Annotated in this window: 9 protein-coding genes; 4 read left to right on the forward strand and 5 right to left on the reverse strand. The window is 44.6% G+C overall.

Annotation, left to right across the window (positions count from 1 at the left end):
• Positions 1–100: 100 nt before the first annotated feature.
• Complete coding sequence (locus KKA81_03495; GenBank protein ID MBU2649975.1) at positions 101–823, reverse strand: YdcF family protein; 723 nt, start codon at positions 821–823, stop codon at positions 101–103.
• A gap of 174 nt (positions 824–997) precedes the next feature.
• Positions 998–3214: an amino acid permease gene (locus tag KKA81_03500; protein ID MBU2649976.1), complete on the reverse strand. Its 2217-nt coding sequence runs from the start codon at positions 3212–3214 to the stop codon at positions 998–1000.
• Positions 3215–3413: 199 nt separating this feature from the next.
• Between KKA81_03500 and KKA81_03505 the strand changes: the two genes are divergently transcribed.
• The gene (locus tag KKA81_03505) at positions 3414–4295 is read left to right on the forward strand and encodes an SPOR domain-containing protein (GenBank protein ID MBU2649977.1); all 882 of its coding nucleotides are present in this window, start codon (positions 3414–3416) and stop codon (positions 4293–4295) included.
• Here KKA81_03505 and sucD read toward each other — a convergent pair.
• The gene (gene sucD, locus KKA81_03510) at positions 4285–5157 is read right to left on the reverse strand and encodes a succinate--CoA ligase subunit alpha (protein ID MBU2649978.1); all 873 of its coding nucleotides are present in this window, start codon (positions 5155–5157) and stop codon (positions 4285–4287) included. The two genes, KKA81_03505 and sucD, sit on opposite strands and share 11 nt — an antisense overlap.
• Positions 5158–5407: 250 nt before the next feature.
• Here sucD and mnmE point away from each other — a divergent pair, with 250 nt between their 5' ends.
• From mnmE to KKA81_03525, 3 genes are all read left to right on the forward strand, one after another.
• Positions 5408–6832, forward strand: coding sequence for a tRNA uridine-5-carboxymethylaminomethyl(34) synthesis GTPase MnmE (gene mnmE, locus KKA81_03515; protein MBU2649979.1), 1425 nt, complete (start codon positions 5408–5410; stop codon positions 6830–6832).
• A gap of 612 nt (positions 6833–7444) precedes the next feature.
• Positions 7445–7825 carry a hypothetical protein gene (locus tag KKA81_03520; protein MBU2649980.1) on the forward strand — a complete coding sequence of 127 codons (381 nt, stop codon included), beginning with the start codon at positions 7445–7447 and terminating at the stop codon, positions 7823–7825.
• A 268-nt stretch (positions 7826–8093) separates the two neighbouring features.
• Positions 8094–9521 carry a hypothetical protein gene (locus tag KKA81_03525; protein ID MBU2649981.1) on the forward strand — a complete coding sequence of 476 codons (1428 nt, stop codon included), beginning with the start codon at positions 8094–8096 and terminating at the stop codon, positions 9519–9521.
• A 62-nt stretch (positions 9522–9583) separates the two neighbouring features.
• Here KKA81_03525 and KKA81_03530 read toward each other — a convergent pair whose 3' ends face one another.
• Together KKA81_03530 and KKA81_03535 are read right to left on the reverse strand one after the other, a co-directional pair.
• Complete coding sequence (locus tag KKA81_03530) at positions 9584–10678, reverse strand: AI-2E family transporter (GenBank protein ID MBU2649982.1); 1095 nt, start codon at positions 10676–10678, stop codon at positions 9584–9586.
• Between the two features lie 32 nt (positions 10679–10710).
• Positions 10711–11442: hypothetical protein (locus KKA81_03535; protein MBU2649983.1), on the reverse strand; the 732-nt coding region annotated here is incomplete at its 5' end.

Below are 11442 nucleotides of genomic sequence, written 5' to 3' on the forward strand. Positions count from 1 at the left end.
CTGGGGGCTGGGTACTGGGGGCTGGGTACTGGGGGCTGGGTACTGGGAAGTTTAGAGTTGCAGGTTTCAGGTTGCAGGGAGTTTGGGGGAGGGTTTGGGGTTATATCCAGCCCTTGATTTTGTAGTATAATAAGGCGAATGATTCGCGGAGGATTAGTATTTCGTAATGGAGATGGTTCCAGAACTGATAACGGAGTTGAATGCTTTGGCCTACATCGGGGACATAGGACCGGCCGCCCAGTTTGTCGTCTTTAAAAAGGATGTCCGATTCTATGGCCCGTTCGAAAGCCGGGAATCCTTCTGTGATTTCAAAACCGGCTTTTCTAAATGTTAGAACAGCTCTGTACATATGTTCCGGTGAAGTAACCAGGATAACCCTTCTTTTCTGAAGTTCCGGGTATAAATTCAGGATGTTTAAAGCCTGGGCACGGGTATTTTTTCCCATAGGTTCAAAAAAGATCAGTGAATCCGGTATACCCCGGATAATCAGATCATTTCGGATTCCGTAAATTGAGCTTGACGTATCCAGCGTGTCTCCAGGTAAAGCAATGATGACCTTTTTCCCGGAAAATTCCTGTGCCAGAAATGCCGCGTGATACGTGCGCATCAGCGTGGATGCACTTGGCATTCCTCCTCCGCCCAACATGATTATGGCATCAGGCTCACCCGTAATTTCAGAATTTGCTGTTCCCAGATCGTAATAAATCCAAAAAGGACCCGTAGTGAAAGAAAAAATCAACATCAAAGCACAAAAGGCACCAAAAACCACCAACCCAATCCTGAGAAATTTGAAAAAACGAAGAAAGAAATGACGGATTTTCATGGTGAAAATTATATTACATATTACGGAAATTGCTGACAAGCTGCAGGTTGCAGGTTTCAAGTCGCAAGCCACAAAACTCATCACTCTAACCCCTAAACCCTAAACCCTAACCCCTAACCCCTAAACCCTAAACCCTAAACCCTAAACCCTAAACCCTAAACCCTAAACCCTCCCTTACGAAATCTCCTTCTGCCTGTGACTATTCACAAACAGCACATCTCCTATCCCGTCGTAGCCGGTTAATATCTCTTCTCCCTTATGTTTCAGGTTTTCTGTTCTGTACCCTATGATGGTCAGTCCGGCATCCTGTGAGGTTTGGTTTATAAGGCTTTTGCTGCGTACATTATCGTCTTTTCTGATTATGGTAATGTTCTTCTCTGTAATGGGTATTCTTCCAGTGTTTACCAGTTCGATAAGGTTTTTCCTGACCTGTTCCTCTTCTTCTTCACGGCAGATGTCAAAGATCTTGATGGGCGCTCCTCTCCAGTCGGGATGACCGGAGATGATATAACTAAGCAGGATCATCAGGTTGGAGTTTTCATAGTCGGTACTGCGTATCCAGACATGGATGGCTTTATTAAAGCCGAAACGTTTGGTTGATGTGGCAAAAATGCATACATCATAGTTTCCTGCCTTGACAAGATTGATGTTATCCAGGATCTGGGGGAGATTTTCAGGGTTGTTCTTATCAAATTCAAAGATCACCATATTGTTTTCCATTCCTGAAATTCCTGGCAATTGAATACTTTGGGCAATAGCCGAAGTGTAGGAAGGGGAGATCATCGTATCGATGTAAATATTTTGGGTCTTATGGCCGGCTTTTTCAATCAGCTTGACAAGGATATTCTTTGAATCTTCATAGGTTGCCTTTGAGTAGTAACCTTCAATGAGGTGTATATAGGTGCCGAAGCCGTACTTATAAGAAATCCAGTCGAGCAGATGGAAAAGATCATCGCGCTGAAACGAATTGCTGGATATGCAAATCGCGGAAGGCCTCCAGCTTTCTGTTGCTTTTAGTTCCATCGACTTTTGCAGATAAATTTGCAGGCGTCGGTTCAGCTGCAGGATGGCTCCCCGGAAAATGGATTGCAGCCCGCGCCTGTTGGCATGATATCGCTGTATCCCCACGTAGATAAGCACCATAAGGGCAATCGAAACAACAGCGTATATGGTGTTTATCTGGAACATAAGCCAAAGTGCCATAACGAAGCCCACCAGGCTTATGTACCATCGCGACCGGAAAGTTGGCCGGTAGGAAGGATCTGACCCGAAGTGGTTGAGGAAGGAAATCAGACAAAGGGATCCATAGGTGACCATAAAAAACATGGAGATGATTCCTGCTACGACATTGACATTTCCAAAACTCACAAAAAGGAGTGCGATCAGGCTTGTGATCAGCGACGCATTAAAAGGTTCGTTATTATCGCTCTTTCCTTTTGCCAGGAAACGGTTTAGGCGCGGTGTTGGAAAGGAGGCATCGGAAGCCAGCGCCTGCAAGGTTCTGGGTGCTACCATGATAGAACCGATCGCTGAAGATATGGTGGAAGCAGCCAAACCCAATGGAACAATGATGGCCCCGAAAAGAGCAATGCGCGACATGATAAGCTGATCGCTAACCAGATCTTCCGCGGAAGCAGAAATGGCTAATTTCCAGGAAACAAACAAATATACAATCAGTCCAATAAATGTCGCCGTAGTGGTTCCCAGTGGGATAGACTTCCGGGGTTTCTTTAAATCACCCGACAAACCCACTCCGGCTGTCATACCGGTAAATGCCGGGAACACAATGGCAAACACTACAAAGAAATCCTGGGGATTGCGGAATGAAGATAGTATACTAACCGTTGATGCAGTTTCGCTATATTCAGTATTTCCTGCAAAGAAAAGGATGAGGGAAAGAAAAAGGATGGCCACGACGACATACAAAGCTTTTACCCCAAGATTGGCTCCCCGGATCAGGATCATCAGCGCAAGGATGAGCATGGAGGGAATACTGACAACCTGCCGCGGCAGCCAGATCCCCTTTTCCTGAGCAAGCCAGTTAAATACCGGCTCAAAAGCCTCAGTGAAAGCAATCACATAAAAAGCCACGGATATAGCCTGCGAGAAATAAAGGGCTATGCCTATGGTTGCCCCTATATTTAACCCAAAAGAACGGGAAATGATAAAATACTCCCCTCCCCCTTCAACACGCTGGTTGGTCGCAATCTCCGACAAAGCCAGTGCCGTGGGAATAGTAACCAGGTGACCCAGGACTATAATAAGAATAACCCCCAGGAAACCCAGTGTGCCTATCGCAAACCCAAACCGCAGAAAAAGAATGGCACCCAGTATGGTACTGATAGCCGTAAGGAAAACCGGAGCCGTGCCGAAACCCAATGATCTGTTCATAACAGCAGTAAAGATAAAAAAAAGGCAAACGCACCCAAAAACACATTAATTTGTCCCAGCCCTCCCCCTCCCTCTGCCGCCTGCCACCTGTAACCTGCAACCTGATAAAGTTACAGGTTTCAGGTTACAGGTTACAGGTGTGGGTCTGGAGTGTGGGGTTTCCATTTTTCACTACCTTTGAACTGAAAATGGATGTATTATGAAAAAGTTAACATTTTGGGTTGGGGTTATCTTGTATTCATTATTGTTCATCTGGCCGGATATGGGGTTTTCCCAGGAAGGGATACCTGCTGATTTTTGTATCTCCGAACAGGAAAAACGTTTATACCTCTTGATCAACAATTATAGAATTAAAAATGATCTTCCGGAGATACAGTTATCCAAATCGCTATCGTTTGTTGCCAAAACGCATGTAAAAGACCTTTACGACAACCGGCCGGACACGAGTATCTGTAACCTGAACAGCTGGTCGGACAAGGGAAAATGGACGGCATGCTGTCATTCCCCGTATCTGCCTAAACCCGAATGTATCCTGAACAAACCCGGGGAACTCACAAATTACAAGCACCAGGCTCATGAACTGGCATTCTGGGAGATGGCCGACACCCATCCCGACAGTGTTTTCCGCTTTTGGACAAACACGCAAGAAACCCGGAATTTTCTGGTCAACGAAGGAAAATGGAATAAAAACAAATGGGTTGCCCTGGGAGTTGGCTTATATCATGGATATGCTTCCATCTGGTTAGGTGAAGCGAGAGATCCCGAATCAGAACCTTCGATTTGCGGGGTCTCCGGGATTTCTATTATTGATTCGCTCGCTAAAAAGCAGGATGATAAAATCAATATTATCACTACTGCCGGCAAAAAATTCTATCTCATCTACGGAAGCTACACAGCACGTGCTGAAGCGGAGGCACAGGCCAGGAAATACAAGGAAAAAGGTTTTTCGGGAGTAATGATCGTAAAATCAAATGAAAAGTACCGGATAGCTTTATCAAAACACAACACGCATGACGAAGCGACCAGGGCTAAATCTGTCCTTAGTGCTGATTATAGCGGGGCGTGGATACTTAATTACTAAGCACTTCCTTCATTTTCTTGCCAATATCGGCAGGTGAATCCACGACGTAAATCCCGCATTCGGTAAGGATTTGCTTTTTGGCCTGAGCTGTATCTGCCTTCCCGCCAATGATGGCGCCTGCATGTCCCATCCTGCGGCCTTTTGGGGCTGTTGCACCGGCGATGAACCCAACTACCGGTTTCTTTCCGTGTTCTTTATACCAGCGCGCAGCATCCGCTTCCATGTTACCACCGATTTCGCCTATCATCACGATACCTTTGGTGTCAGGATCCTTTTCGAACATCTTCAGGGCATCCAAGGTAGTAGTGCCCAAAACCGGATCGCCACCTATACCTATTGCGGTTGTTTGTCCCAGCCCTGCCTGAGTTAGTTGCTGCACAGCTTCATAGGTGAGGGTTCCGGAACGGGAGACTATTCCCACAATGCCCGGCTCATGAATGAACCCCGGCATGATCCCTACCTTGGCTTCACCGGGGGTGATAACGCCCGGACAATTCGGACCAACAAGTATGCTTGGTTTATCACACAGGAATGTTTTCACCTTGATCATGTCCTCAGTCGGGATACCTTCCGTGATACAGATAATTACACCGATCCCAGCTTCGGCAGCCTCCATGATGGCATCGGCAGCAAAAGGTGGCGGCACAAAAATCACCGACACATTTGCCCCGGCCTGATCAACAGCTTCCTTTACCGTGTTAAAGACAGGTTTGTCCAGATGGGTACTTCCCCCTTTACCCGGAGTCACTCCTCCAATCACATTGGTACCGTATTCAATCATCTGGGTGGCATGGAAAGTACCTTCTTTTCCCGTAAAACCCTGAACCACAATCCTGGAATCCTTATTAACAAGCACACTCATATTATTCGGTTTTAATGAATAAGCAAAAATAGGAAAAAAGCAGGTAAAGTTTAAATATGTCTTTAAACAAATGAATATGGAGAATGTTCGCACCCAAGGCCGAGCAAAGCCGAGGGCCAAGCGAAGCCGAATGCCGAGCAAAGCCGAGGCCCGAGCAACCCAGCAATCCAGTCCCCAGCCCCCCAGTTCATAAGCTACAAGTTCCCCTGGACATTTTACCTTGCTTTTCCGTATCTTTACAAAAAAAACGATGTCACGCTTATTTGTTACCAACGATGATACGATCTGTGCGTTGGCTACACCGCCCGGCAGCAGCGCAATTGCAGTGATAAGGGTCTCCGGTGCGGATGCCTTTGCCGTCATGAAAGAAATATTTTTCCCCAGGAACAAAGATTTTGATCCCGATAAGGTTCCCGGTCATACGATACATTTTGGGATGATAAAAGACGGGGATGATGTTCTGGATGAGGTCTTGCTCAGCATCTTTCGCAAGCCGCATTCATACACGGGTGAGGATAGTATAGAGATATCCTGTCACGGGTCTCCGTATATCCAGGAGCGCATACTTCATTTGTTGATACGTCATGGCATACGGCAGGCACAGCGCGGGGAATTCACGCTAAGGGCATTCCGTAACGGTAAGTTTGACCTTTCTCAGGCAGAGGCCGTGGCCGACCTGGTTGCGGCCAACTCAAGCTCATCACATCAGCTGGCTATAAGTCAGATGCGTGGAGGATACTCAGAGAAGATCCGTGAACTCAGGAAGAAACTGATACATTTTGCCTCCCTGATAGAGCTGGAGCTGGATTTCAGCGAGGAAGACGTGGAATTCGCCAATAGGACCGAGCTGGATGATTTGCTCCGGGAAATGAAAGCAGAGATCACCCGGCTCATTGAATCCTTTGCGCACGGGAATGTCCTGAAATCAGGAATACCCGTTGCCATTATCGGCAAACCCAACACGGGAAAATCGACGCTGCTCAACGCCATCCTGAACGAAGAGAAAGCCATCGTTTCTGACATCCCGGGAACAACCCGTGATGCCATTGAAGATACAATTGTATTGGAAGGTATTGCCTTCCGCTTTGTTGATACAGCCGGACTGCGTTATTCCGAAGACAGGATAGAGAGCATGGGAATAGAAAGGACCTTTGAAAAGATCCGGCAGTCGAGGATTATCCTTTACCTGTTCGATGTAAGTGAAAATTCCTGTGAAACCGTACTCAACGATCTGGACGCCTTCCGGAACGAAATGATTGAGAAGATCGGACTGGATGAGTGGGAATCGAAGACACTGATCATCATCGGCAACAAGATAGATAAACTGGTGGAGATACCTCGTCATTTCCGTGATTTTGTAGAAATGAAGTGTCTCTTCGTCTCCGCCAAACGCAAGGAGAACCTGGCCATGATCTCAGACAGCTTGCTTGAAGCGGTAAAGGCGGATCATCCTGACGACAGCATTATGGTCTCAAACACCCGTCACTACGAAGCCTTTACCCGCACCCTGGCCGCCCTCGACCGGGTGATGAGCGGCTTTGCCGGCAATGTTCCCACCGATCTTATCACCATCGACCTCCGCGACGCCCTCCACAACATCGGCGAAGTTACCGGGGAGGTGACAACGGAGGAGATACTTCAGAATATATTTGGGAGTTTTTGTATCGGGAAGTGAATGAGACTGCCTTTCCACAAGCCGAAGGCGCAGTGGAAAGGCTAGTCTTAAACAGATATGCGACCCCTCCGGGGTCGTGGCTTGGTTCGCGCTGGCTGGGCTATAAACATGCGACCCCTCCGGGGTCGTGGGGTTATTGGGGTTATCCGGGCTATAAACATGCGACCCCTCCGGGGTCGTGGGGTTATTGGGGTTATCCGGGCTATAAATATGCGACCCCTCCGGGGTCGGGGTGGTATGATTAACGTATATCTGATATTGCTGTTCAAATCGTCAATTAACTATATAAATATTCGGATCAAATAAGTTCATTAAGTGCTTAATGAATCAAATTTGCAACTCTTAACTTCTTGAAAATTCAAGTTAAGTCGAATATTATTATAATAATTTTCAAGTAATCCTGAAAAATATTATCTTTCATTACTTTCTGGTTAAATATGTTTGAATCATTAAAAAAAGTGTAATAAAAAATTTCAGACAGGACCACCCCGTAGGGGTAAAATATGGGTAGTAAAGAAAATAAGATTGACGCGTAAGTCCCGTAGGGACGCAATAAAAATTTCCCCGGATAGCAGGGATATGAAATAAATAATACATACAAAAATGCTTAAAATGACCATAAAAACGGCTAACTTAACATTGGCACTAATTGTATTGACTTCTTTTTCAGAAGCCCAGGTAAGCGACATCAACATTGTGAACAAACTCTTAGGCAAAAACTATCTTGAAATAAGCCAAACGCTGGATACTTTGGGAGTATGGTATTACTATCACGGTGATGAGAATTGCTCTCTTACGATTGAAACCAATGGTATCGCTAAATGTTTTTACTTTCATTACTATTACACCAACCAAAATTTCTGCAAAATTTATAAGATCGTTATCAATTACAGGCATGATTCCAGATCCCAGATAGAAGAATTGAAGAAAATAAAAAAACTGGGAAATGTAGAAGTAGGAAAGTTTTCTACGGATGTCGTGTTTAAGCTTTGATGGGTAGTTTTAATATTCCTTTCTTTATCAAATCCATTAAAATAAATATATCAGGGTGTAAAAATTTTTGAGCCGGGGTTTAATATGCGACCCCTCCGGGGTCGGGGGTTGGGTCGCGTTGGCTGGGCTTTAAACCAATAAAAAGGAAGTTTTTTTTCAAACATATTCTCTTTTAGCTTATTTTTGATAATTGACAGGAAATAAGCCCATAAAAGTATTTATTTTTAGGTATTTTAGTAAATTCGTTATCAAGGAATCTATTGTTTACATGAGGAAAAGGTTTGTCTCTTTTGTGTTTATTCTGCTTTTTTGCTGTTCTTTAGAGTCATCTGCACAGGATAATCATTACTGGTCGCAGCAGTTTGGAGCGAAATCGACCCTGTTGGGTGGAGCGATGGTTGGTGGCGTAAGGGATAATTCTGCAATTTTCTACAATCCGGGTGCATTCACGTTTATCAAGTACCCAAGTTTGTCGGTCAATGCCAACCTTTATGAAATAAACAAGTTGCTCATCAAGGATGGCGCCGGAGAAGGGGTTAACCTGAACTCAGCTAGGGTCAGCATCTTTCCTCAAATCATCTCAGGTATGTTGACACTGAAGAAATGGCCCAGGATGCACCTGAGTTATTGCCTGATGACAAGGCACTATGATAACATTCTCATTAAAACCCGCTTTACCAGCCAGGACTTCAGCAGTCCGTCGCAAGGAGTAGAAGAATATATTGGTGTATTTGATTACACCAATCAACTGAATGAACAATGGCTTGGATTTGCTGCTTCCTATGAAGTCAATGAAAAATTGGGTATCGGCATCTCTTTCTTCGGGAACTATCGGGCACAAACGTACCAGCAATCCTATTTTGTAAGAAAGATTCAACTGGATGATTCGACTAACTGGATCATTACTTCAAATAATGATAAGTTCCTGAAATACTGGACGATGTCGGGCCTTTTTAAGATTGGCCTTGCGTATGAAACCGGTGGATGGAAGTTAGGACTTACACTAACAACGCCCTCGTTTGGCTTTGCCGGGAGAGGGGATATGCAACGCGAGTTTTCGGTGTACGCGGCTTCTGATGATCCATCAGACACGGCACAAAGCTTCATCCTGATGGACAGGGTTTCTAAGATCAAAGTGCGTTATCAACGGCCTCTTTCAATGGCTTTCGGCGTTGAATATTCAACGCCGAAAACACGGATTGCCTTGTCGGGGGAGTATTTCTTCGGAATCCGTCAATACGACATGATGGCTCCCCAAACCACACCATTTATTTATCCTCCTCAGTATGAGGACAGCTCCTATATTCAGGAATTTGCGCAGGATTTTTTACTGGTTCAGCGAAAAGCAAAAGCTGTTTTCAATGTTGGGATTGGACTGGAACAGAAACTCTTTCCCAGGCTCTCCCTCCTTGCCGGTTTCCATACCGATTTTTCCAGCTACGAACAGGCTGAGCATGAAGATATATTTTCTAACCATGGAGGAAACTGGGATCTCTACCATTGTTCACTGGGACTCTCTTTCCATCGCAAAAAGCAAATTATCTCAGTGGGAATTACCTACACATTCAGTCCTCAGGAAAACATTGATCCCTATGCCATGATCAACCCCAATCAGGCGGATTTTAAGAAAGCCACTGTATATTCGCAAACATTTGCCATTTCCATCGGTTACACGTATCTCTTCCCAAGAGAATAATCTACCTTTTCAGGACTGTCCTTTCCATACATCAAACGATCCCCGCCTGCTGCAGGGCCTTTTCAGGCTGATTCATTATTTGTCTCCGTTTCCTCGTTTTTAATCCAGAGTAAAAAGAGGTTATAACCGATGGATAAGATGACGGCACCTACAAATAACCCAAGAATTCCTGAAACGATAAAACCTCCGATAGCTCCCATAAAGATAATAACCATCGGCGCTGGTGCTCCTTTCCCAAGCAGGATCGGTTTCAGAATGTTATTTAAAGGCAGAATCAAAACCACACCAACCAGCACAGCAATTGCATTGAATGTACCGGCAGTAAAAAACATGTAAATAATAACAGGGATTGCTACAGGGAGTATCCCAATCTGGACAATCCCTAAAATAAACATCAGAAGAGCCCATAGACCAGCAGCGGGAACCCCGAAGATCATAAATACCAGTCCTGCTAACAGAGCTTCAATCAAGGCAACGCCAAGAATTCCCCGGGCAACATTCCTGACCGTCCGCTCTGCATTCTCTGCATACTCTTTCCCTCTTTCTCCAAGTAGCTTATGCGCAATATCATAGGCAGATTTGCTTCCTGCATCTGTATAAACCAACAGTATACCTCCGATCAGAATAGATACAATGAACTTCAGATAACCGAGCACACCTCCACTGATGGCTCCTAGTAACCAGGTTAAAACTACCTGAAGCTGGGACTCGTATTCCGTAATCATCCCTCCCAGGTTAGTGGATGCTTTAGTCCAAAAACCATGCGCCGGTTCTCCGACCAAAGGCCACGACTTGACATGATCGGGTGGTGGTGGAATCAGAGTCTGATTATTTTGAAATAGATCCAGAATTTGTTCCACACCGCTGACAAGCGAACCGGCAAGTAACCCAAGAGGTAATATTATAATGATTAAGGCGAGAAAAGTCAACAACAAAGCAGCAAGTTTTTTTCGTTCTCCAAGCCTCTTTTTCAGCCAGTTATATCCAGGATAGAGGGCAATTGCAATGATAATCCCCCAGATTATCATCACCATAAAAGGCTGTATGATCAGGTAGCACCAGACCAGCAAAATAATGACCAGACCAACCCGGATTGATGTTTCAAGTACACGGGTGGTCAAATTGTCTTGAGTAAGTAAATTTTTCGAATCAGACATTGGTAAGATTTGATGTTATATATAAGAGCATATTATTTGGTTATGGAATATACCAATTCATAGCAAAGATCCTTTTTCTCACTTTTTTTAGAGAGATCATCCGTACTATTCTTCTCTTTCTCTGAAAAGGTAAAACGGTTGACAGGATCATCAAGAAAAGGACTCAGGTAATCACGGATCAAGTTATTCCATAATTTAAAACGATTTGCCATGATATCCTGATGTGAAGAGTCATCTTTTTCGGAATAGTCAAGGTGTTGAAAATCAATGACTAGTTGCGTCTTTTCGGTGAGAACCTGGGCTAGTTTATCGAGCTGAAGTTTTTGACGGTCAGTTAATGTTTCCTGGTTTTCATCGAAGCAGATATCTTTGAAAAACTGATCATTCTCTTTATATTCCCTGGCAAGTTGGCGTGATGGTGAAGAGAAAATCTTGCGAAAGAAATTCCCCAGTGCCTGACCAATCAGGTTCCAATAGTTGATTTTCGGGTCTTTCAGGTCTCCAGTGATTGGTATCTCCAGTGAAACATTTCCCTCTTTATCCCTGACAATGGCCAGAATCAATTTCATCGGCAAATGCATCCCTGCATCATTATCTACTTTCTCCCCAAGGTATATTTTTTTGATAAAGATGTTATTATCCATCTTTAGAATCTTGTTGTTCGATGAAATGGTCCCGTTGTAAAACAGGGTTCCCTCTTTAAATGGGTAGTCGGTATAAAAGATCGAATATTGGTTGTAATGAACGACCTCAAAGTTTTTAAG

The organism is Bacteroidota bacterium (genome assembly GCA_018831055.1).
GTDB lineage: Bacteria > Bacteroidota > Bacteroidia > Bacteroidales > B18-G4 > M55B132.

Coding starts and splice junctions, on each gene's coding strand:
- mnmE (MBU2649979.1), top strand. CDS start 5,408: ATGTCACGCTTATTTGTTACCAACGATGATACGATCTGTGCGTTGGCT.
- sucD (MBU2649978.1), bottom strand. CDS start 5,157: ATGAGTGTGCTTGTTAATAAGGATTCCAGGATTGTGGTTCAGGGTTTT.
- KKA81_03505 (MBU2649977.1), top strand. CDS start 3,414: ATGAAAAAGTTAACATTTTGGGTTGGGGTTATCTTGTATTCATTATTG.
- KKA81_03495 (MBU2649975.1), bottom strand. CDS start 823: ATGAAAATCCGTCATTTCTTTCTTCGTTTTTTCAAATTTCTCAGGATT.
- KKA81_03500 (MBU2649976.1), bottom strand. CDS start 3,214: ATGAACAGATCATTGGGTTTCGGCACGGCTCCGGTTTTCCTTACGGCT.
- KKA81_03530 (MBU2649982.1), bottom strand. CDS start 10,678: ATGTCTGATTCGAAAAATTTACTTACTCAAGACAATTTGACCACCCGT.
- KKA81_03525 (MBU2649981.1), top strand. CDS start 8,094: ATGAGGAAAAGGTTTGTCTCTTTTGTGTTTATTCTGCTTTTTTGCTGT.
- KKA81_03520 (MBU2649980.1), top strand. CDS start 7,445: ATGACCATAAAAACGGCTAACTTAACATTGGCACTAATTGTATTGACT.